Here is a 22,582-nt window from a genome sequence, read left to right on the forward strand (position 1 = left end):
AGGCGAGGGAGAATAACGGGAAAAGGATAAGGGTGGGTCAGAAGCGGCACAGGAAAATACAACGGGGAGAATAGCAGGGAAAATGGCGGAATGAGCGAGAGATGGAGCGAGTAGCGTCAAATGGGCAAGGTTACAGAAGAGGGGGGGGGCAGGCAAGACGGAAAAGGGATAAGCGGGAAAAGAAGCTGAGAGAAATACAAACCAACGAAAGGAAAAACCCGGAGGATATGAATAAAAAAAGAAAGTAAGCCGGGGAAAAAGATCGGGAAAATGTTTCGGAAAGAAATGGCAGGATGAGTAACGAGAAAGCGTGGAAGACGAGGAAGCGGGAAAGAGTGTCGGGAGGACAGTCAGGGGAAAAACAGACGGGAAGACTGCCCAAAGGACTGCCGGAAAGTTTCTCAGGCAACCGCCAAGGAGATCGCCAAGAAAACAGGCGGGAAAGAGTGCCGGGAGGACTGCCCGGGGGAAAATAGCCGGGAAAGCTGACGAGAGAACTTCCAATGTCGGATGAAGGCAAAAAAAGCGGTTCCGCCATGCAGAACCGCCCGTATTCGGAACGAACAGGCTTTACTTTTTCGCCTCGTTGATCTTGCTGAGCTTCTCGAAGAGTTTTTCGAACTCACCGACCATCTCGGCACGCAGCGCAGCATAGTGCTTGCGGACAAGCGAAGGGTTATGCGGCTCGGCGGGATTGTTCGCCTTGGTGAAAAGGTCGTTGCGGATAGCCACGGCCTCCTGCATCACCTCGAAAATCTCCGTCTCTTTCGAAGGCTGGAAACAAATTGCCATATCGCAGTCGAAAACCACCTCTTCCAGACGATAGTCGATCTCCTTTTTCAGGTACCTTAAATTTGCCATATTATCGTGTATTTAAAAATTTCCTGGACAAAGGTACGAAAAAGCTTTGGATTACCAAAGGTTTATCGGGCGGGGACAATTATTAAAAACTTTTATTATCATTTGCAGCGGTTCGGATAAAAGACCAACCGGGACTCCCGAGATCGGATCATCAGAAACCGGAGAAAAACCACTGCGGCTGGCAGCGGAGCCGCATCGGCATCGGCATCGGCATAGATTGCACCCGCCGCCGATGCGCACCTACGAAAAAAGGATTCCCTAAAGAAGGGAATCCTTTTTATCGGCGGATACCGGGCTACATCCTTTCGAGTTCCCGATAGGTTTTTTTGCCGGCTTTGGCGGCAGCCTTGGCGGCCTGTGCCTCCTGCCTGGCGATCTTGCGCGCGGCACGTTCCTGTTCGCGGGCGATGCGTCGGGCTTCACGGAGTTCCTTCTTCGAATAGTGGCCGGCCTCCTTCAAAGCTTTCCCCGCCTCGCGCCGGGCTTCGCGAAGGTCTTTCCGGTAATCGGTATCCCCGGGCATCTCGACGATGATACCCGTTATCGACTCGTCGACAACCTCGCATCCGCACGGCTCACAGGCCTGCTCGGCAGGCCGGGGTGCGATTTTGGGCTTGGGGATCATCGTGCGCTGCTCGACAATGCTGCCCGCACCGTAATTGATTGTCAGTTCGACGCGGCGAAGCGGCGGCAGGATATGCTTTATCATATACTCCCAGGCCGCAGGTATCTTTTTCAGTGCCAGTTCCTTGGCATCGGACGACTGTTTCCCGTCGAGGATCCCGAGCACGGCCTGTTTGTCGGGTACGGGCGACTGGGCGACCAGCGCACGGCACATCTCCCAATCCTCGGCGACGGAATTCAGCGTGACGTCGTACTTCTTCGAAAAACCATACTTCTTGTCAACGTAACTCTTGAAATCCCGGGCACGGTTCCGAGCGAGGGTCTCGTTGAACGCCCGGGGCCCGTCGGGCGAAGAATAGCCCGTGATTTCGACCGATTTGACATTCATCAGCGTATCGCGCATGAGGTTGTCCACAAAGGCGTTCAGCCCGTCGAGTTCGCGCGAATTGCCGTCGAGCGCCGCGGAAAGGCTGGCCAGGTTGATCTGGTAACGGATCGAATAATCCGTGTCGCCCTGACGCTTCACAAGGAACCTGCGGACGATGTAATCGCCGTCGGTGGCCTCCGACAGCATCACGGTGTCGGCCGCAGGCGCCGGCACCGCGCTCCCGGCCCGGGCCGTCGCTCCGGCAGCGGCACACAACGCAAGGGATAGAGCGAATGTTGTAAAGATTGTTTTCACGCAATAATGGTGTTGGTTAATTCATGCCACCCTATTCGCAAGATTCGTACCACGCTAAATGCCCCGGTGCGGAACAGGATCAGGATTTTTCGTTATATTTGTAAAACCTTATTTACCATAAATCTATCCCGACATGCAAATGGATCTCCTCGACAATCCCAAAATCAAGCAGATAAAACCCCGCTATCTGCTGCTCGCACTCATCCCCGCAGTGCTGTTGTTAATCGCATTCATAAGCTGCACGACGATCGACAGCGGTTCGGTCGGCATCCGCTTCAAGAAATGGTCGTCGGACGCCAGCCAATACGGAGGCGTTCTCGGAACGTGCAAAGGCTGGGTGTGGTACAACCCCATCACGCAAAAGATCTTCGAATACCCGATCTACGTCCAGCGCAAAACCTACGAACCGTTCCGCGTCAACGCCAAGGACGCCTCGGAATTCACGATGGATCCGACGATCGCCTACCGGCTCGACCCGGACAAGGCCACGGCCGTATTCACCAAATACCGCAAGACCCTCGGGGAGATCGAAGACGGTTACATCCGCACCTGCATCTACGAGGCATACCGTACGTGTGCCAACCAGTATACGTCGGACTACCTGATGTCGCACCGCGGGGAATTCGAATCGGAGGTGCGCAAACGCCTGGAGGTGAGCCTCTCGTCGGAAGGATTCCTGGTGGAGGAATTCACGTCGCAGATCACCCCTCCGCAATCGCTCGCCGAAGCCATCAACGCCAAGAACGAGGCCGTACAGAATGCGCTGAAGGCGGAAAACAAGGTCAAGGAGGCCGAGGCGAACGCCAAGATCGAAATCGCCAAGGCACAAGGCGAGGCACAGGCACTGCGCATCAAAGGCGACGGCGAAGCCTATTACAACCGCGTCGTGGCACAATCGCTGAGCCCGCTGCTCGTGCAGCAGGACGCCATCGACAAATGGGACGGCAAACTCCCGACATACAGCGGCGGCGGCGCATTACCGTTCATCAACATCGGGAAATGACCCGGAACTGCCTGCCGGGAAATAACCCCGGAGATGGTACATGAGGGGAGGGCGTATACCCTCCCCTTTTTATATATAAAGGTATGGATCGCATTCGCATGGGGGGGGGAAATGCCCTCACCCAAACAAATACGTCTTTTTAACAAACATTTCAGACCGGAATCATATCCCTCTACGCCAAAATTGCTACTTTTGTCAAACAATGGGAAATTACCGGACATATCTGAAACACACTTCTGCGGAACATTCGCTCCGTAAGGCCGGTCATTTTACCCCCCCCCACGGGACTGGGCACATAGCACACTAACAACCAACGTATTACACCCATATCAGGGATGTTCTCAAAAGAGCATCCCTTTCTTGCGTTTACCTGTCACTTCCCTTTTAACAATAATCCTACAAAATGAAAAGAAAAAGCTATGAGATGCCCTCCGTCGAGGAGGTGCTCGTGCTCGTCGAACAAGGTTTCGCAGCGAGCCAGGTAGAAAAACCGGATGACGACACCAATGAATACTGATGTGTCCGTTCGGGAAACTTATGTGTATGACTAAAAAAATAAGACGATGAAAATTAACAAATTATCGTATTTATTGCTTGGGGCAGCCCTGTGCGGCTGTACGACGGACACGACAGAAGAGTCGGGAGCGAAGCAAACCGATGCGGACTTCATCGTACGCGCCACCGTCGGGGACGACGGACAGACCAGGGCCGATATGACGGAGGACGGGCTGAGGTTCTCGTTCAGCGCCGAGGATGCCGACCGGATCGGCCTGTACCTGAACTATCCGGCCAACGACTGGACGGATCAGAACCTCTGTTTCGAAGCCGTGAACTCGCAGACAAAAGGCTGGGTGGATTTCAAGCAGGTGTCTTCCTCGACATTTGCCATCCAGGAAGGGCTGAATGTTTACGCCTACTACCCGTACGAAGAAAACGAAGCCCAGGTATCGGGGACGACGGACGGCACGGCCGATTCGCGCGCGGCCGTGTCGAGCAACTGGGCGGGTACGCGCAACCTCGAAGTCCCGGCCGAACAGCAGCAGGTTGCCGGCGACGACTTTTCGAACCTGGCAAAATACTATGCACTGGCGGCCGTGCCCACCACGGTGGTCAACGATACGGACAATACTCCCACGGTAAAACTGAGTTTCTCGGGGATATTCGCGCTGCTCCGCATCCGGCTGGTGAACGATACGGACAACGACGTAACGATCGGCCGGGTCGATTTCGAGGCAGCCCGGAACCAGCCCCTGACGGGGCTCTATACGGCAGACCTGACGGCGAACCCCCAATTCGGGAATACGGACTACAAGACCACGGCCGTAGCGGGCAGAACGGACAACAAGGTATCGGTGACGCTCGCCGTCCCGGCGACCATCGCGGCCGGAGGAGACACCTATATTTACGCCGTAGTACATCCGCTGCAGATCAGCTACTGCGTGATTACGGCATGGACGACCGACGGCTACAAGTTCGTGGAGCGCAAGACCTTCAACGACAATACCACGGTATCGTTGCAGCGCGACATCCGCAGGACGTTCAGATGCACGATGTCGGACAGCAACAAGCTCCCGGTGGACGCCCCGTCCCAGGATGCAGAGGGGTATTACGAGATCGACTCCTACGAGGACATGCTGTGGGTTTCGGAGAATGCCACCGACGCTGCGAAGAAATATAAAATGACGAAGCACATTGACATGACGGGCAAAATTTACACCCCGATCGGATTCGGCACCAATTACACCGAAGGCGCCAAGGCACAGGAGTTCGCAGGCGAATTCGACGGCGGAGGCCATACGATCAGCAACGTCACGGTCAATCCGTCGTACCACACCTGCGTGGGAATTTTCGGGGCTACGAAATCGGGCGCCGTGATCAAAAACCTGAAGGTCGCCAACCTCACCTACGAGAGCGACCTGCCGTCGGAGAAGGCAGGCCAGCGGAAATGGATCGGCGGACTGATCGGGTATGCCCTTCCCGGAACGACGGTTTCGGACGTGGCACTCACGAACATCAGTCTGACAGCAAACGGGAGCAAAGAAAGTGCCTCCACCTCCTACCGCATTGGCGGCGTGATAGGCCTGATGGAACTGGGATCGGCGGAGGTTTCACTCTACAAGAACATCACGGCCGACGGCGTGACGCTGACGGGCGGCTACGCACTGGGCGGTTTCGCGGGGACGATGCAGCAAAACGCCCGTATCGAGGAGTGCTCGGTGAAGAACGTCACCATCCGGCATAAGAACCAGATACTGTACGGGGAGACGAGCTATCCGGCTACCGGAGGGTATGTTTATGCCTCTTCGTATTTCGCGGGCGACGTGAACCAGGGAACGATCGACATCACCTGCTCCGGGGAGCTGGTCAGCGGGACGAATTCGCGCGAAGACCTCGACGGGCTCGGGTCGATGTACGAGTCGACGTGGGACATACAGCCCTATGTCGGCGAATTGTGCATCAGTACGCTGACCCTGAACGGCGAGGCGCTGAGCCGCAAGGTGGAGGTCGCAACACCGGAGGAACTGGCCGCAACGCTGGCATCGCGCGGCGGCGAGATCGCCGTGACCGCCGACCTCGACCTGACGGCCGCGCAAGCAGTGCAGGTCAACTACCCCACCGTGCTTACGCTCGGCCAAGGGACGAAGATAACGGTCTCGTCCAACAAGCTGAACAACTACTCGGATCTCACGGTTTCGGGCCCCGGCTCCATTACGGGCGATTACGGCCTGATCCGGAATTACGCAGGGGCCAACCTGACCATCGACGGGGGCGCGACGCTCGAAACGACCAATAACCAGCAGGGGTCGGGCATCCTGAACAACGGCGGCAAGGTCGTACTCGGGGACTGCACCGTCAACGCGGCTTTTTACGCCGTTGCCAACCAGGGCGGCGGCTCGCTGATTGTCAATAACGGGAAGTTCTCCTCGACGGCACACAACGGAAACGGCCAGTGGGCATATTGCATCCGCACGTTGGGCGAAGGGACGGAAACCGTCATCAACTACGCCGAGGTATCGGGCGTACAAGGAGCCGTGACGGTCGACTCGGGCGGCAAGGTGACGATCAACGACGGTATTTTCTCGACCTACGACCTGTCAGGCACGGGCAACAATTTCCACGGGCTGGCCGTACTGGCCGACGGACATGCGGTCGTGAACGGCGGTAAATTTTACAGCGAAGGGCACGACTACTGCGTACGCCTGGGCGACGACGGTGCGGCAGCGGCTTCCGACCCGAGCACGGTCGAGCTGAAAGGCGGCTATTTCGGCGACATGGGGCTCGACAAGATCAACGGCGGCACGACGATCACCCCGGCAGCAGGTTACAAATTCGAACAACTGGCTGAACCGATTGTCGAGCAGTCCACGACCGTCCCCGGAAAAACCAACACCTACAAATACCGGATCGTGGCCCAATGACGGGCATGGTCATCACGAAACGCCTGCGGCGGCCGGGAAACCCGGACGGCAGACGATGCTGAAAGGGCAGCTCCCGCGGGGAGCTGCCCTTTTCGAAATCATATCTCAGCTTTCGCAGCCCGGCAACGGATTACATCCGCTCCGGGACGTCGATGCCGAGCAGGTTCATGCCGCGGCGGATGACACGCGCCACCTGCCCGGCCAGCCGGAGACGCATCGTGCGGGTCGCTGCATCCTCTTCCCGGAGGATCGAATGATCATGGTAGTATCCGTTGAACTGCTTGGCCAGCTCGTAGACATAGGCGCCGATGACCGAGGGGGCGAAATTTTCGCCCGCGGCGGCCACGACCGACGGATATTCCGTGAGCGTCTTCACCAGATCGATCTCCTCGGGCAGGTAATCGGCCTGCACGGCGGCGGAAAAGTCGATCCCGGCTTCGGTAGCCTTGCGCAGGATCGAGCAAATACGCGCATGGGTATATTGGATGAACGGCCCCGTATTGCCGTTGAAGTCGATGGATTCGCGCGGGTCGAAAAGCATGGTCTTCCTGGGGTCGACCTTGAGGATGAAATACTTGAGCGCCCCCAGCCCGACCATCGTCGACACGGCATTGGCTTCTTCTTCGGAGCAGCCGTCCAGCTTGCCCAGCTCGGCGGACATCTCGCGTGCGGTAGCGACCATGCCGGCGATCAGGTCGTCGGCGTCGACCACCGTGCCCTCGCGCGACTTCATCTTGCCCTCGGGCAGTTCCACCATGCCGTAGGAGAGGTGCGTGATATGGTCGCTCCAGTCGGCATACCCCAGTTTCTTGAGCACCAGCTTGAGCACCTGGAAGTGGTAGTTCTGTTCGTTGCCCACGACATAGATCATGTCGTCGAGTTTGTTATCCTCGAAGCGGCGGTAGGCCGTACCCAGATCCTGCGTCATGTAGACCGAAGTCCCGTCGCCGCGCAGCAGCAGTTTCTCGTCCAGCCCGTCGGCCGTGAGGTCGATCCAGACCGAATTGTCGGGACGGCGGTAGAAAACACCCTTGCGGAGCCCCTCCTCGACGAGGCTCTTGCCCAGCAGGTAGGTCTGCGATTCGTAGTAAACCTTGTCGAAATCGACGCCCAGCGCCTTGTAGGTCACGTCGAAGCCCTCGTACACCCAGCCGTTCATGGTTTCCCAAAGCGAGTAGACCTCGGGATCGCGGGCCTCCCACCTGCGCAGCATCTCCTGCGCCTCGAGCATCACGGGGGCGTTCTTTTTCGCCTCCTCCTCGCTCTGCCCCTGTGCCATGAGCTCCTTGATTTGCGCTTTGTAGTGCTTGTCGAATTCGACGTAGTATTTGCCTACGAGGTGGTCGCCCTTCATGCCCGACGTGGCGGGCGTTTCGCCGTTGCCGTAGAGTTTCCACGCCAGCATCGACTTGCAGATATGGATGCCGCGGTCGTTCACCAGGTTGGCCTTGATGACGTTATGGCCGTTGGCCTTGAGTATTTGCGCCACGGAGTAGCCCAGCAGGTTGTTGCGGATATGCCCCAGGTGCAGGGGTTTGTTGGTATTGGGCGACGAATATTCGATCATGACCGTGCGCCCGGTGGCCGGGGCCTGCCCGAAATCGGCATCGGCAGCGACCTCGTCAAAACGCGCCGCCCAGAAAGCGCCGTCGAGCACGAGGTTCAGGAAACCCTTGATGACATTGAAAGACTTGATTTCGGGGACGTTGGCCGTCATATAACCGCCGATCTCGGTCGCAGTGGCTTCGGGCGACTTGCGGCTTCGTCGCAGCAGCGGGAAGGTCACGAGCGTATAATCGCCCTCGAATTCCTTGCGGGTCTTCTGAATCTGCAACTGTTCGCCGTCGAGCGTACCGTAAAGCGCCTCCACCGAGCGGCGGACGGCATCCGAAATAAAGTTCTCAATATTCATATCGTGAAAGAATTTGTCCGCAAATTTAGTATTTTTTCAGGGAATATTCAATCCCCGGCCCCATATTATTCGGACAGGATGCAATACCCTGCCCCGGCACCGGCGGGCGCACAAATAAATTTGGCATTACACACGCCATGCATTATCTTTGCAGACAAACAAACCGGACACCCCAATGGAGTTCCTCATCATTCTATTATTAATCATCCTGAACGGCTTCTTCGCCATGTCGGAGATCGCCATGATCTCCGCGCGCCGCTCCAATCTGGAGATGCAGGCGCGGCAGGCGCAGAAGCTTATTGAAGACCCGGACAAATTCCTTTCGACCATCCAGATCGGCATCACGCTGATAGGCATCCTCACGGGTATCTACTCGGGCGATGCGCTGGCCACGAAATTCGGCCGGGAGCTCGCCGCACTCGGCATTTCCCTGCGCACGGCCACGGTCGTGGCGCAGATCACGATCGTCATCGTCGTAACCTACCTGACCCTCATATTCGGGGAGCTCGTGCCCAAACGCATCGGCATGAACTCGGCGGAAAAGATCGCCAAGCTGGCAGCACGGCCCATGCGCCTGCTCTCGCTGCTGGCCTCGCCGTTCGTATGGCTCCTGTCGCGCAGCACCGCAGGCGTGACCCGCCTGCTGGGGCTCCGCAAATCGGATTCGAAGGTCACCGAGGAGGAGATACGCTCCATCATCCAGGAAGGTGCGGAGGACGGCGAAGTGCAGGAGGTAGAGCAGAAGATCATGGGCCGCGTATTTTCGCTGGGCGACAGGACGGTCGAGTCGATCATGACCTTCCGCAGCGAACTGGTATGGATCGACACCGCGATGACGCCGGAACAGATCCGCGAACGGGTCAACCGGGAGCCCCACAACCGCTATCCCGTCGGCGAAGGGAGCCTCGACAAGCTCGCAGGCGTCGTCTACCTGAAAGACCTGTTCCGGCATATCGACGAACCCGGATTCGACATCCGCAACCACCTTTCTCCCGCCAAGTTCTTCCACGAGGGATTCGAGGTATACAGCGCGCTGGAGCAGCTCCGCAGCGAGCAGCTCGGCTACGGCATCGTGTGCGACGAGTTCGGCGTAACGCGCGGCATCGTCACCCTGAAGGACATCTTCGAGGCGCTGGTCGGCGAGATCCCCGACAGCTACGAGGAACCCGACATCGTACGGCGCGAGGACGGCAGTGTACTCATCGACGGGCAGTGTCCGTTTTACGATTTCCTGGCCTTTTTCGGCGAGGAGAACGCCATTCCCCGCAATGCCTACAATACGATCAGCGGACTGGTTCTCGACCAGCTGAAACACATTCCCGCCACGGGGGAGAAGCTCCGCTGGAACAGTTTCGACCTCGAGATCGTCGACATGGACGGCGTCCGCATCGACAAAATACTCGTAACACACGACCAAGCGGGCGAATCATGAAAATTGCCGACATAGAACTCGGGGAAAAACCCCTGCTGCTGGCGCCGATGGAGGACGTGACCGACCCGTCGTTCCGCTACATGTGCAAGCGTTTCGGCGCCGACGTGGTCTACACGGAATTCATCTCCTCCGACGGGCTGATACGCGACGCGGCCAAGTCGCTCAAAAAGCTCGAAATCGACGACGCGGAGCGTCCGGTGGGCATCCAGCTCTACGGACATCTGGTCGAACCGATGGTCGAGGCGGCGCGCATGGCCGAAGCGGCCGGCCCGGACATCATCGACATCAACTTCGGCTGCCCCGTGAAGAAGATCGCGGGGCGGGGCGCCGGGTCGGGCATGATGCGCGACGTGCCGCTGATGGTCGAAATGACGCGGCGGATCGTGGAGGCGGTCGGAAAACCCGTGACCGTGAAAACCCGCCTGGGCTGGGACGACGAGTCGAAGAACATCGAGGAGATAGCCCTGCGCCTGCAGGACGTCGGCATCGCGGCGCTCACGATACACGGCCGCACACGGGCCCAGATGTACCGCGGCGAAGCCGACTGGACGCTGATCGGCAAGGTGAAGAACAATCCGCAGATACAAATCCCGATCATCGGCAACGGCGATGTGGATTCGGGGCCGAAAGCGGCCGAAATGTTCGACCGCTACGGCGTGGACGGCGTGATGATCGGCCGCGCGACCTACGGGCGCCCGTGGATATTCCGCGAGGTGAAACACTACCTTGCCACGGGCGAAGTGCTGCCCCAGCCATCGGTCTGCGAGCGGGTGGAGATCGCCAAGGAGCACCTGCGAAAATCGTTGGAAATCAAAGGTGAATACGTGGGCATCCTCGAAATGCGCCGCCACCTGTCCAACTATTTCAAGGGGCTGCCCGATTTCAAGCCTACGCGCCTGAAGCTGGTCACGCTGCTCGACATCCCCGAACTGTTCGCCACGCTCGACTCGATCGCCGAGCGCTGGGGCGATTTCGACGTGAGCGGCACAGTGCCCGCACCGCTGTCGCACGACCTGTAATCGATCGGGTTCACACGAAGGCCGATTCCGGTCGGTGGCCGAGACGGAGATGGAACGGGGTTTTGCCCGTTCTGTGCGAAACAGCAAAAAAATACGCCTGATCCCAAACGGGATCAGGCATTTACATGCTCATAGCGCAACCATTACTTCAGCACACGCTCGACATAGGCTTTGTAATCCTTTACGACGGGCTCGTAATCCTCGTCCTCGAAGAGCGGCGACGAGATCAGGAAATCGGCCGACGAACGGTTGATCGCCGTCGGGACATTGTAGAGCGTCGCCAGGCGTAACAACGCCTTGACGTCGACGTCGTGCGGCTGCGCCGACATGGGATCCCAGAAGAAGATCAGGGCGTTGATCTTGCCGTCGGCGATCAGCGACCCCAACTGCTGGTCACCGCCCAGCGGGCCGGATTTGAGCAGCGTGATTTTCAGGTCGGGCAATTCCCGGATCCCATCCGCGGATTCGTCTTCCTCGCGGTGATCCCGCAGTGTCTTTTCGACCATCTTGCCGGTCGTACCCGTACAAACGAGATGATGGCGGCTCAGGTTCCTGCTGTTCCAGTCGACCCATTCGGCCAGGTCGCGTTTCATATTGTCGTGGGCAACCAGTGCCAGCACTTTCGTCATTTTAGCCATAGCGATATTTTTATCCGTTGAACAAAGATAATACAAACACGGGGATTACGGATAAAAACATACGAATTTAATCGGGATACGACACAACAAAAAAGCCCCGCTCGGGCGGGGCTCAGGGCTTATTCGGTTTCGGCCGGAAGCTTGAATTCGGTAAACCCGGCTTTCACGAGAATGTTGTACCACGCAAAGCACTTCTTTATGTCGGAAACGTGTACCCGGTCGCGGTCATAGTCGGGAAGCACCTCGGCGAAACAGGCTTTCAGTTTTTCGGGCGACTCCTTGGGGCTGACGGCCTCGCGGCCGCCCGTATGGGCATAGATCTTGGTGAACACATCGGCCAAGGGAATGTCGTCCCCCTCGGTGAACATCGAGATCTCGGTCAGCGAACTTACTTTCGACGTCGCCGAAGCGTTCATCCGCCTGCCGTCGAGCAATGATTCGACGATCACACCGTGCGTGGACTGCGCTACATACTTATAAAGTCCGGGCTGGCCCGAGATGGCCAGGATTTCTTTCAATTCCATATTGTTATATAGTGTGTAAATTAATTCGCTTCGGGGTTGGGCATCGGCTCCGGGTCGGTCTCTTCCTGCACGGTATATTCGTATACCTCGGAGAACGTATACACGCCGTAGGCAGAGACGGCAAGTATCTGGAAAGTCACTTTCGTGCCGGCCTTCTCCTTGCCGATCGTACCCGAATAGCGTTTTTCCGTATCCGTCTTGTTGGTACTCAGCCATGCACCCTCTTCCTTCACCTTCGTCTCGTCGTCGTTGAGGGCCCGCAGGATGCTGATGCCGGTAAATCCGTATTCACTCGTGACGGTCGCCGTTACGCGGACGTCATCGCCGGCATGGACATCATCAAGGCCGGGGCTGCAAGAGACATTCGAAATTACGGGCGCAACCTTATACTCGGGGCCGAGTTCCTTGTTGCAAGCCGCCAGGCAGCATGCCGCCACGGCCATGATAAGCAGTTTTTTCATTTTATAGGCAGATTAATTGTTTTTCACATGCACATCCATCTGCGGGAAGGGGAAGTTGATCCCCTTTTCGGGCAGTTGTTTGTAGAATTTTTCGTTGTTTTCGAAGAACACGTTCCAGTAATCGCCGTTCTTCACCCAGGCTCGCGCAGAGAGGTTGACCGAGCTGTCGGCAAGGGCCGCGACCCACACCACGGGCGCAGGGTCGCCCAGCACGCGGTTGTCGGCGGCAAGGATGGCGAGGATCGCCGCACGCGCCGTATCCACGTCGTCGCCGTACGAAATGCCGATCGTCCAGTCCACACGGCGGGTATCGGACGTGGAATAATTGTCGATGATGGCCGTGGCGATCGAGTTGTTCGGAATGTAAATTGTCTGGTTGTCGGCCGTAGTGATGACCGTCGAGAAGAGCTTGATCTCGCGCACGGTGCCCGACTGCCCCTGTGCCGAGATGTAGTCGCCGACACGGTAAGGTTTCATGAGCAGGATCATCACGCCGCCCGCGAAGTTCTGGGCCGTTCCGCTCAGGGCCATACCGATGGCCAGCGTGGCGGCGGAGAAGACGGCGATGAGCGACGTGACGTTGACGCCCAGCGTCGAGACGACGATCAGCACCAGCAGCAGCGTGAAGATCACGCGCACGGTGTTGCGCATGAACGACCGCAGCGAAATATCGACACGGCGGTGTTCCAGCGCCAGGTCGAGCAGCCTGACGATGCGCCGCAGGATCCAGCGGCCGACGAAATAGATCGCCAGCGCGAGGAGGATTTTCAGCAGTATCCAGACCGACTCGGAGAGGAGGTTCTGCAATACGGTCTCGAGATCGAGGTTCGCAATTTTATGGACGGTCTCCGCGAAATGGGCTTTCTGCACACTGTCGGGCAGCATCAGCGGCGCGGGCGTCTCGGTTCCTAAAAAAAGAGGCCACATAAACCGGGAATAAAGTTTGTCTGCAAAAATAACCAAAAAAAAGAGAAGTTTACTAACTTTGTCTACGAATTTACGGAAAAGAAAAAAAGGAAAAACGCTACACGATGCAAAACAACGTCGAAATCATCCAGATAAACATCTCCGGCGAGGACAAGCCGGGCATGACCTCTTCGCTCACCGAAATACTCGCGCGCTACGACGCCTTCATCCTCGACATAGGCCAGGCCAACATCCACCAGTCGCTGACGCTGGGCATCCTGTTCAAGACCACGTCGGACAAGTCGGGCAACATCATGAAGGAGCTGTTGTTCAAGGCATCGGAGCTGGGCGTGATGATCCGTTTCACCCCCATTTCGGAACAGAACTACGACAACTGGGTCGGCCGGCAGGGCAAGAACCGCTACATCATCACCCTCCTGGGTCGTACGGTCACGGCACGCCATATCGCCGAAGTGACGCGCGTGGTGGCACAGCACGGGCTGAATATCGACGCCATAAAGCGCCTGACGGGCCGCATCCCGCTCAGCGAGGACGACCGTGCGGCCAAATCGTGCATCGAACTTTCGGTGCGCGGGTCGCTCACCGACGAGGAGCGCAGCACGATGCAGGAGGGGTTCATGAACCTGTCGGAAATCGGCCTCGACGTCTCGTTCCAGAAAGACGACATCTACCGCCGCAGCCGCCGCCTGATCTGCTTCGACATGGATTCGACGCTGATCGAGACCGAGGTGATCGACGAACTGGCCGAGCGCGCCGGCGTAGGCGATGCGGTGCGCGAGATCACGGCACGCGCCATGCGGGGCGAGATCGACTTCCGCGAAAGTTTTACCGAGCGCGTGGCCCTGCTCAAGGGGCTCGACGTCTCGGTCATGGAGGAGATAGCCCGTAACCTGCCCATCACCGAAGGGCTGGAGCGCATGATGACGATCCTCAAGCGCGTGGGCTATAAAACGGCGATCCTCTCGGGCGGGTTCACCTATTTCGGCAACTACCTGCGCCAGAAATACGGATTCGACTACGTATATGCCAACGAGCTGGAGATCGAGCAGGGCAAGCTCACGGGGCGCTATGTCGGCGAGGTGGTCGACGGGCGCCGCAAGGCCGAGCTGCTGCGCCTGCTGTGCCAGTTCGAGGAGATCAACATCGCCCAGTCGGTGGCGGTCGGCGACGGCGCCAACGACCTGCCGATGCTCAACCTCGCGGGCCTGGGCATCGCATTCCATGCAAAACCCAAGGTGAAGGCCACGGCCCGCCAGTCCATTTCGACCATCGGCCTGGACGGCATCCTCTATTTCCTCGGCCTGAAGGATTCACGCATCGAACAATAACCCCATGCGACGGTTGGCGCTGCTCTGTGTGGCCCTGCTCGCGGCGGGGTGCTACGACTCCCGGTTCGGGGAGCGCGGCGACGACGCCACGCCCGAGCCCGTCACGGCGACCATCCGGCAGCTGCGTGAGAAATTCGCCGGGACGACCTTCCCCGTCACGGGGGACATCGTGGTGTCGGGGCGCGTGACCACCAGCGATTACGACGAGAATTTCTACCGCACGTTCTGCATCGAAGAGGACGGAGCGGGGATCGAAGTCATGGCGGGCATAGACCACCTGCACAACGATTTCCCGGAGGGCTGCCATGTCACGCTCAGGCTCAGGGGCCTGGCGCTGGGCGAAAGCCACGGGGTATTGCAGGCCGGGCGGATGCCCGCCGCAGGAAGCGGTTTCGCGACCGATTACATAGGGTCGAAAGCGGCGCTGGACGCAGCGGTGACCCGCAACGGGGAGGCGCTGGAACCCATAGCCCCTACCCTGCTGTCGCCCGGCGAACTGACGCCGGAGCGATGCGGCACGCTGGTGCGGATCGGGGCTCTGGGCTACACTCCCGAAGACCTTACGCCCGGGACATGGGCCGGATACAAGCGTTTCACGGACGACACAGGCGCGGCGGTCTACACTTATGTGCGCAGCTACGCCCGGTTTGCGGACGACGAGGTGCCCGTCGGCCGCTGTACGCTCACGGGAATCCTGCAATACGACGCCACCGGGGAAGGGCGTTACATCCTCAAACTGCGCGATGAAAACGATTGTACCCGTTAACCGGCTCCCGGCGATATCCCGCACGGCACTCCGGACGGCCGTGTCCGTCGTGCTGGCGTTGGCTGTCCTCGCCGGGTGCGACAAGGCATCGGGGCTGGAATTCGACGACGATCCACCGGCGGGGACGGCCACGATCGCTGCGCTCAAATCGCGGTGCACGGGAGAGCAGGCCGCCGTCACGGAGGACATCACGGTCGAAGGCGTGGTGACGGGCAACGACCTCTACGGAGAATTCTACAAAACACTGGTCGTCGAAGACACGAGCGGCGGAATTTCGATAGCCGTGGACGCCACGGAACTCTACGTCGACTACCCGGTCGGCACGGCGGTCACGATCCATTGCAACGGGCTGTTCCTGTGCGACTACGGCGGCAAGGTAATGCTTGGCACGCGCCCCACGGGCGAATATGCCGGGCCGGGGAGGATACCTCCGGCGGAGGCGGCGCTGTACCTGCGGCAGAAGCAGGCGGAAACCAGGCCCCTACGACCTCGGACGCTCACGTTCGGGGAGGTAGACATGCGGCATACCGACACCTACGTGCATTTCGAAGGAGTGCGGTTCGTGCAGCAGGGCAACTGGTGCGACCCCGATCCCGAGACCGGACGCCCCGCGACGACGGAGCGGCAGATAGCGGATGCCTCGGGACGGGAATTCACCGTCCGCACGGCGGGCACATGCACCTATGCAACGGAGCCCGTACCGCAGGGCACAGGCTCCGTATATGGGATAATCGACTATTTCAACGGAAAATACACGCTCCGCATCGCCAACCGCGAGGTGGATTTCGCTACGGTTGCAGCGCGTCCCACAGCATGTCCTTCAAGCGGGGGATATTCAGCCCCGAAACCGACGAGATAAACACCGACGGGACGCCTTCGGGCAGGTGGGATTTCATCTCTTCGATCAGTTCGTCGTCCAGCATATCGCATTTGGTGATGGCCAGCAGCCGCTGTTTGTCGAGCAGTTCGGGGTTGTACTGCGTAAGCTCGCCCAGCAGAACCGCGTAATCGCGTTTGAGGTCGTCGCTGTCGGCCGGGATCATGAACAGCAGCACCGAGTTGCGCTCGATGTGGCGCAGGAAGCGCGTGCCCAGGCCGCGGCCCTCGTGCGCCCCCTCGATGATACCCGGAATGTCGGCCATGACGAACGACTTGTGGTCACGCACCTCGACGATGCCCAGGTTGGGTTCGAGCGTGGTGAAAGCATAGTTGGCGATCTTGGGTTTGGCAGCCGAGACCACCGAGAGCAAGGTGCTCTTGCCCGCATTGGGGAACCCGACCAGCCCGACGTCGGCCAAGACCTTCAGTTCGAGGATGAAGGTGCCTTCGTCGCCCTCCTCGCCCGGCTGCGCATAGCGCGGCGTCTGGTTCGTGGCGCTCTTGAAATGCCAGTTTCCGAGGCCGCCCCGGCCGCCTTTGAGCAGTACGAGCTGTTCGCCGTCGGCCGTCACCTCGCCGACATCTTCGGTGAGCGTGGTGCCGTCCTCCTGTTCGACCACACGCCGGGCGACCGTGCCCAGCGGCACGGGGATGACGATGTCCCGGGCGTCCCGGCCCGACGAGCGGGCTCCCGAGCCGCACTGCCCGTCCTCGGCGAACTGGTGGCGCTGGTATTTGAGGTGGATAAGCGTCCAGTACTGGCTGTCGCCCTGCAGGACGATGCTACCGCCCTTGCCGCCGTCGCCGCCGTCGGGGCCGCCGAAAGCCACGAATTTTTCACGGCGGAAATGCGCCGAGCCGGCCCCTCCGTGTCCCGAACGGGCAAATATTTTCACGTAATCTACAAAGTTCGAACCTGCCATACCTTGATTATTTGATGCGCAAAGTTACTACAAAAAAGTGAAATGCGGAAAGATATAGTGATAGAATTGAGTTACAAGGGTTTTGGTTGAAGTGGCGATAATCCGTGAAGCCATTACAATCCCTGCCGAAGCCAAATCCTGACGCCGCTACGTTACTTGTTCGTAACCATGCCCGAAAATGCGACAAACGGGTACGAATAGCGAAACAAGGCTCTAAGGAATAGTGAGTTATCCATAACTCATGCGAAAAATCAGGTTACGGAAAAAGATTGCGCCGTTCCTCCCCGTTTTGCGTACCAACACCGGACTCTTCACCAACTAATTTTGAAACCCAAAAATTAAGGACAATGAAGAGTACATTTTCAGTAATCTACTACCTCAAGCGTCAGGTAGTGAAAAAGGACGGGACAGTTCCCGTCATGGGACGCATCACGGTGGACGGCAGCCAGACACAGTTCAGCTGCAAACTGACTGTCGATCCGAAACTGTGGGACACCAAAGGTGGACGTGTCACGGGCAGAAGCACGGCGGCACTCGAAACGAACCGTATGCTTGACAAGATGCGGGTACGCATCAACAGGCATTATCAGGAAATCATGGAGCGTGACAACTTCGTCACGGCGGAGAAGGTGAAGAACGCCTTTCTCGGACTGGAACACCGCTACCACACGCTGATGCAGGTGTTCCGCCAGCACAACGAGGACTACGAGAAGCAGGTGGAGGCAGGCATGAAAGCCAAAGGCACGCTGCTGAAGTACCGCACCGTTTACAAGCACATGCAAGAGTTCCTCGACATCCGCTACCATGTGAAGGACATCGCCCTAAAAGAGCTTACCCCGGCTTTCATCTCCGACTTCGAGATGTTCCTGCGCACGGACAAGCACTGCTGCACCAATACCGTGTGGCTGTACGTCTGCCCGTTACGGACGATGGTATTCATCGCCATCAACAACGAGTGGCTGACGCGCGACCCGTTCCGCGAGTATGAAATCAAGAAGGAGGAAACAACACGCAGTTTCCTGACCAAAGATGAGATCCGCCTGCTGATGGAGGGGAAACTGAAAAACGCCAAACAGGAATTGTACCGCGACCTCTACCTGTTCTGCGCCTTCACGGGGCTGTCGTTCGCGGATATGCGCAACCTTACGGAAGAGAATATCCGCACCTACTTCGACGAACACGAGTGGATAAACATCAACCGCCAGAAAACGGGCGTGGTGTCCAACATCCGCCTGCTCGACATCGCCAACCGCATAATCGGCAAATACCGGGGACTGTGCGGGGACGGCAGGATATTTCCCGTTCCGCATTATAACACGTGCCTTGCCGGTATCCGTGCCGTCGCCAAGCGTTGCGGCATCACCAAGCATATCACGTGGCATCAGAGCCGCCACACGGCAGCCACGACGATATTCCTCTCCAACGGTGTTCCCATCGAAACGGTCAGCTCCATGCTCGGACACAAGAGCATAAAGACGACGCAGATTTACGCAAAGATAACCAAAGAGAAGCTCAATCAGGACATGGAGAACCTTGCCGCAAGATTGAACGGCGTCGAGGAATTTGCAGGTTGCACCATCTAAAAAGAAAAGCCATGAAACGTGACACAATCATCATCGAGGACAAGGCAGTCAGCGTAACCGGTAACGACGTGTGGATGACCGCCACCGAAATAGCCGGATTGTTCCATACGACCGTCCCGGCAGTGAACGCCGCCATCAGAGCCGTCCGCAAGTCGGACGTGCTGAACGACTACGAGGTGTGCCGCTACATGCAGCTTGAAAACGGGCTGCACGCGGACGTGTACGCCCTTGAAATCATCATCCCGGTCGCTTTCAGGGTGAATACCTACAACACCCACCTGTTCCGCACATGGCTGGTGGGAAAGGCACTCTCACAAGAGAAACGGCAGACATACGTGATGTTCATACAGAACGGAAAAGCCGGGTATTGCTGATTGCACATACCCCATAAGACAAGTAAACGGGTAGCACCACAAAAGGTGTCACCCGTTTACTTTTTCATGAAACCGCCTCACTCCAGCGGCTTGCGGTAGTTCGCTTCCAGTACCCCGCGCAGCCCCGTTTCCGGGTAAAGCACCTTCCCTCCCAAAAGTATGAAGGGCAACACGCGGTTGTTGCGGTATTCCTGCAAGGTGCGCCGGCTCACACGGAGCAGTTCCGACACCTCGCCGTCCGTCAGGTAACGTTCCCCGTCCAGCGGAGGACGGTAGCTTTCCAGAAATGCGGACAGCCATTTCGAGCCTTTGCGCATATCCTGCACCACAGAGGCTATCGGCTCGTCTTCCATCGTAAAAACATCGTTGTTCTCGTTCATCATAACTTCGGATTCAGTGGGTGAATAAATCAAATCATCTGCCGTGCGGATAGAGCGTGCCGACAAGCGGTATCAGCCGCTTCACCTCCTCTGGCTTGTAATAGAACCTGCGGTTTATCTGCGAGTAGCCGATAAGCCGCCTGTCACGCAGCGTCTGCAACGTGCGCGGGCTTATTCTCAACTGCCCGCAGACCTCCTCGCCCGTGAGCCATCTTTCCATGCGCCCCGTGTCGCTTTTGCGCCTCAGGGCGGCGACCTTCTCCGAGAGTGCGCCGAATGCCGCCACCATCATCTCGAAAGTCTTTTTCTCGATAGATACTATTTCCATATTCATGTCATTTAGAGTTTGCCGCAAAGGTAACGAAACGGCATACAAGACGTATCGTTTTCCGCTGAAAGGCTGCCTGTTGCGCCGTTTGACCGGGTTACGGAGCCATCTTCCGCAAAAATCTTACGTGAGTCACGTAGTGAGTTGTTAAAGCCCCTTTTGTTTATTGCCGAATTTTGTCGCAGAAACAAAAAGAAAGGACTGAACATGAAAGTGATAACAATGGAAAGTTCCGCCTACAAGGAGATGATGGCGCAGATTGCGAACATCGCAGGGTACATCCGCGAGGCAAGGGACGAGAAGAAACGGAAGCGGGAAACCGAAGACAAGCTGCTTGACACGGCACAGGCGGCGAAGATGCTCAACGTGAGCAAGCGCACCATGCAGCGTATGCGCACCGACCACCGTATCGAGTATGTGGTGGTACGCGGAAGCTGCCGCTACCGCCTTTCCGAGATACTGCGGCTATTGGAGGACAACACAGTAAGGAACGAGGAAGGGACAATAGACACCCTGTTCCACAACCACACGCTGCGCACGGGCGGCAAACCAAAAGGAAGGAGGACATAGGTCATGGAACTGCTCACACGAAACAACTTCGAGGGCTGGATGCAGAAGCTGATGGAACGGCTCGACCGTCAGGACGAACTGCTGCTGGCGATGAAGGCTGAGGGGAAACAGCCCACTATCACGGAAAGCATCCGCCTTTTCGACAATCAGGATTTGTGCATGTTGCTCCAGATAAGCAAACGCACCCTCCAACGCTACCGCAGCGTAGGCGCATTGCCCTACAAGACGCTGGGCAAGAAGACCTATTACAGCGAGGAGGACGTGCTGACATTCCTTTCCAACCATATCAAGGACTTCAAAAAGGAAGATATAGCCTTCTACAAGGCTCGTATCCATAATTTCTTTCATAAATAACCCATTAAAACATTTTTCAGATGGCAAAGAAAAAAGACGAAAAGGACGTGCTGGTAGTCCGTGACGAGAAGACAGGCGAGATCAGCGTGGTAGCCGGGCTGAACGCGGACGGCACACCCAAGCGCACCCCCGCAAAAGCGGAGAACGCGCAGAGTTTCCTGCAATTCGACCGACATGGCGACGTGCTGGACAACTTCTTCAAGAACTTCTTCCGGCAGTGCAAGGAACCCAGCCGCTTCGGTTTCTACCGCATTGCGGCAGACCAAGCTGAAAATCTCTTAGAGGTGATGAAGCAACTGCTGAAAGACCCCGAAGCGAACAAGGAGCTGCTCGCCCCTCACAAGGTGGACACCTCCGACTATGAGAAGAAGGTGCAGGAAGAGATGGCAGCACAACAGACAGAGAAACAAGAACCTCAAAAACAGGAGAACATGGAACAACGGAAAGAACAGCAACAGGACAAATCCGAACAGATGCAGGGCAAACGTGGCTACCAGCCCATCGACGAGAGTAAAATCAACTGGCAGGAGCTGGAGGACAGATGGGGCGTAAAGCGGGACAACCTTGAAAAGTCCGGCGACCTTACGAAGATGCTCAACTATGGCAAGTCCGACTTGGTAAAGGTCAAACCGACCTTCGGCGGCGAATCATTCGAGCTGGACGCCCGCCTCTCCTTCAAGAAGGACGGTGAGGGAAACATCAGCCTCGTGCCGCACTTCATCCGCAAGGAGCAGAAGCTGGATGAGTACAAGGAACACAAATTCTCCGACAATGACCGGAAGAACCTCCGCGAAACGGGCAATCTCGGTAGGGTCGTGGACATTGTGGACAGGGAAACGGGCGAGATCATCCCCTCCTACATCAGCATCGACCGCAAGACGAATGAAATCACGGACATTCCGGCAAGCAGGGTGCGCATCCCGGAGCGCATCGGCAAGACGGAAATCACCACGCAGGAGCGGGACATGCTCCGCGCCGGACTGCCCGTACGCGACAAGCTCATCGAGCGCAACGACGGCAGAAAGTTCGTCACCACCCTGCAAGTGAACGTGGAGCAGCGCGGCGTGGAGTTCGTGCCGGGAACCGGCAAGTCGCCCCGTACCGCACAGACACAGGAAACCAAAGGCGACACATCGAAAAGTCAGGCGCAGGGCGGGGAAAATGCCGCACAGACCAAGAAGGAGCAACGCCGCAACACGTGGACGAACGAGGACGGCAGCATCCGCCCCATCAGCAAATGGAGCGGCGTGAGCTTCACCGACCAGCAGAAAGCCGACTATGTGGCGGGTAAAGCCGTGAAGCTGGAGAACGTGACCGACAAGCAGGGCTTCCATGCCACGATGTATATCAAGTTCAACCCGGAGAAGGGACGCCCGTACCGCTACGACACGAACCCTGACAATGCACAGCAGGTTGCTCCGTCCAACGAGAGCCGCACGCAGGTGGCGGTGAACAACGATGGCAAGACCAACGAGGCTACAAAGAATCTGAGAGAGCCGTTGCAGAAAGGTCAGACCAACCCGAAGGACGCCCGCCAGCAACAGCAGCAGGAGAAGCCGCAGAAGAAAACGGGCAAGGGCATGAAAATGTAATCC

The 22,582-nt window shown here is 57.7% G+C and carries 22 protein-coding genes; 12 read left to right on the plus strand and 10 right to left on the minus strand.

Translation table 11 applies throughout. From position 1 onward, the window contains the following. Positions 1-570: 570 nt before the first annotated feature. The gene (locus NQ559_RS00110) at positions 571-861 is read right to left on the minus strand and encodes a hypothetical protein (protein ID WP_018697168.1); all 291 of its coding nucleotides are present in this window, start codon (positions 859-861) and stop codon (positions 571-573) included. 295 nt (positions 862-1,156) lie between these two features. Further along, positions 1,157-2,167, minus strand: coding sequence for a hypothetical protein (locus tag NQ559_RS00115; RefSeq protein WP_244061852.1), 1,011 nt, complete (start codon positions 2,165-2,167; stop codon positions 1,157-1,159). A 133-nt stretch (positions 2,168-2,300) separates the two neighbouring features. On the opposite strand from NQ559_RS00115, the gene NQ559_RS00120 reads away from it, so the two are divergent. Together NQ559_RS00120 and NQ559_RS00125 are read left to right on the plus strand one after the other, a co-directional pair. Then, positions 2,301-3,170 (plus strand): prohibitin family protein, encoded by an 870-nt coding sequence (locus NQ559_RS00120; RefSeq protein WP_227412443.1) that lies wholly within the window; start codon positions 2,301-2,303, stop codon positions 3,168-3,170. A gap of 563 nt (positions 3,171-3,733) precedes the next feature. Beyond that, positions 3,734-6,589, plus strand: coding sequence for a fimbrillin family protein (locus tag NQ559_RS00125; protein WP_033395380.1), 2,856 nt, complete (start codon positions 3,734-3,736; stop codon positions 6,587-6,589). A 130-nt stretch (positions 6,590-6,719) separates the two neighbouring features. Here the strand turns inward: NQ559_RS00125 and argS are convergent, their stop codons facing one another. Beyond that, positions 6,720-8,501 carry an arginine--tRNA ligase gene (gene argS / locus NQ559_RS00130; RefSeq protein WP_018697163.1) on the minus strand — a complete coding sequence of 594 codons (1,782 nt, stop codon included), beginning with the start codon at positions 8,499-8,501 and terminating at the stop codon, positions 6,720-6,722. 175 nt (positions 8,502-8,676) lie between these two features. On the opposite strand from argS, the gene NQ559_RS00135 reads away from it, so the two are divergent. Both NQ559_RS00135 and dusB read left to right on the plus strand, forming a co-directional pair. After that, positions 8,677-9,933 (plus strand): hemolysin family protein, encoded by a 1,257-nt coding sequence (locus tag NQ559_RS00135; protein WP_018697162.1) that lies wholly within the window; start codon positions 8,677-8,679, stop codon positions 9,931-9,933. After that, on the plus strand, positions 9,930-10,952 hold the full coding sequence (gene dusB / locus NQ559_RS00140; RefSeq protein ID WP_018697161.1) for a tRNA dihydrouridine synthase DusB: 1,023 nt from the start codon (positions 9,930-9,932) through the stop codon (positions 10,950-10,952). The genes NQ559_RS00135 and dusB overlap by 4 nt, the downstream gene beginning before the upstream one ends. A gap of 143 nt (positions 10,953-11,095) precedes the next feature. On the opposite strand, the gene NQ559_RS00145 is transcribed toward dusB, so the two are convergent. The 4 genes from NQ559_RS00145 to NQ559_RS00160 all read right to left on the minus strand — a co-directional run bounded on the left by NQ559_RS00145 (position 11,096) and on the right by NQ559_RS00160 (position 13,502). Further along, positions 11,096-11,590: a methylglyoxal synthase gene (locus NQ559_RS00145; RefSeq protein ID WP_026318616.1), complete on the minus strand. Its 495-nt coding sequence runs from the start codon at positions 11,588-11,590 to the stop codon at positions 11,096-11,098. Between the two features lie 119 nt (positions 11,591-11,709). Continuing rightward, the gene (locus NQ559_RS00150) at positions 11,710-12,114 is read right to left on the minus strand and encodes a DUF5606 family protein (protein WP_018697159.1); all 405 of its coding nucleotides are present in this window, start codon (positions 12,112-12,114) and stop codon (positions 11,710-11,712) included. Positions 12,115-12,134: 20 nt separating this feature from the next. After that, positions 12,135-12,575 carry a hypothetical protein gene (locus tag NQ559_RS00155; protein ID WP_018697158.1) on the minus strand — a complete coding sequence of 147 codons (441 nt, stop codon included), beginning with the start codon at positions 12,573-12,575 and terminating at the stop codon, positions 12,135-12,137. Positions 12,576-12,587: 12 nt separating this feature from the next. Further along, complete coding sequence (locus NQ559_RS00160; protein ID WP_018697157.1) at positions 12,588-13,502, minus strand: mechanosensitive ion channel family protein; 915 nt, start codon at positions 13,500-13,502, stop codon at positions 12,588-12,590. A 104-nt stretch (positions 13,503-13,606) separates the two neighbouring features. On the opposite strand from NQ559_RS00160, the gene serB reads away from it, so the two are divergent. Genes serB through NQ559_RS00175 form a run of 3 tightly spaced genes read left to right on the plus strand, consistent with a single transcriptional unit; the run spans position 13,607 to position 16,455 of the window. Next, positions 13,607-14,830, plus strand: coding sequence for a phosphoserine phosphatase SerB (gene serB / locus NQ559_RS00165; protein ID WP_018697156.1), 1,224 nt, complete (start codon positions 13,607-13,609; stop codon positions 14,828-14,830). Positions 14,831-14,834: 4 nt separating this feature from the next. After that, positions 14,835-15,596, plus strand: coding sequence for a DUF5689 domain-containing protein (locus tag NQ559_RS00170; RefSeq protein WP_026318615.1), 762 nt, complete (start codon positions 14,835-14,837; stop codon positions 15,594-15,596). Continuing rightward, positions 15,574-16,455: a DUF5689 domain-containing protein gene (locus NQ559_RS00175; RefSeq protein ID WP_018697154.1), complete on the plus strand. Its 882-nt coding sequence runs from the start codon at positions 15,574-15,576 to the stop codon at positions 16,453-16,455. The genes NQ559_RS00170 and NQ559_RS00175 overlap by 23 nt, the downstream gene beginning before the upstream one ends. On the opposite strand, the gene obgE is transcribed toward NQ559_RS00175, so the two are convergent. Beyond that, the gene (gene obgE / locus NQ559_RS00180) at positions 16,385-17,398 is read right to left on the minus strand and encodes a GTPase ObgE (RefSeq protein ID WP_018697153.1); all 1,014 of its coding nucleotides are present in this window, start codon (positions 17,396-17,398) and stop codon (positions 16,385-16,387) included. The two genes, NQ559_RS00175 and obgE, sit on opposite strands and share 71 nt — an antisense overlap. A gap of 347 nt (positions 17,399-17,745) precedes the next feature. Here obgE and NQ559_RS00185 point away from each other — a divergent pair, with 347 nt between their 5' ends. Both NQ559_RS00185 and NQ559_RS00190 read left to right on the plus strand, forming a co-directional pair. Continuing rightward, positions 17,746-18,981 (plus strand): site-specific integrase, encoded by a 1,236-nt coding sequence (locus NQ559_RS00185; protein WP_004291422.1) that lies wholly within the window; start codon positions 17,746-17,748, stop codon positions 18,979-18,981. Between the two features lie 11 nt (positions 18,982-18,992). Next, positions 18,993-19,355: a hypothetical protein gene (locus NQ559_RS00190; protein WP_004291423.1), complete on the plus strand. Its 363-nt coding sequence runs from the start codon at positions 18,993-18,995 to the stop codon at positions 19,353-19,355. Between the two features lie 77 nt (positions 19,356-19,432). Here the strand turns inward: NQ559_RS00190 and NQ559_RS00195 are convergent, their stop codons facing one another. Both NQ559_RS00195 and NQ559_RS00200 read right to left on the minus strand, forming a co-directional pair. Beyond that, positions 19,433-19,738: a helix-turn-helix domain-containing protein gene (locus tag NQ559_RS00195; RefSeq protein WP_004291424.1), complete on the minus strand. Its 306-nt coding sequence runs from the start codon at positions 19,736-19,738 to the stop codon at positions 19,433-19,435. A gap of 31 nt (positions 19,739-19,769) precedes the next feature. After that, on the minus strand, positions 19,770-20,069 hold the full coding sequence (locus tag NQ559_RS00200) for a helix-turn-helix domain-containing protein (protein WP_004291426.1): 300 nt from the start codon (positions 20,067-20,069) through the stop codon (positions 19,770-19,772). A gap of 138 nt (positions 20,070-20,207) precedes the next feature. Here NQ559_RS00200 and NQ559_RS00205 point away from each other — a divergent pair, with 138 nt between their 5' ends. Genes NQ559_RS00205 through NQ559_RS00215 form a run of 3 tightly spaced genes read left to right on the plus strand, consistent with a single transcriptional unit; the run spans position 20,208 to position 22,579 of the window. After that, positions 20,208-20,633, plus strand: a complete 426-nt coding sequence (locus NQ559_RS00205; RefSeq protein WP_004291432.1) for a helix-turn-helix domain-containing protein — start codon at positions 20,208-20,210, stop codon at positions 20,631-20,633. 3 nt (positions 20,634-20,636) lie between these two features. Next, a complete protein-coding gene (locus NQ559_RS00210) occupies positions 20,637-20,987 on the plus strand; it encodes a helix-turn-helix domain-containing protein (RefSeq protein WP_004291454.1) in 351 nt (116 codons plus the stop codon). A gap of 20 nt (positions 20,988-21,007) precedes the next feature. After that, positions 21,008-22,579, plus strand: a complete 1,572-nt coding sequence (locus NQ559_RS00215; RefSeq protein WP_004291455.1) for a DUF3945 domain-containing protein — start codon at positions 21,008-21,010, stop codon at positions 22,577-22,579. Positions 22,580-22,582: the final 3 nt, after the last annotated feature.

The organism is Alistipes onderdonkii, assembly GCF_025145285.1.
Taxonomy (GTDB): domain Bacteria; phylum Bacteroidota; class Bacteroidia; order Bacteroidales; family Rikenellaceae; genus Alistipes; species Alistipes onderdonkii.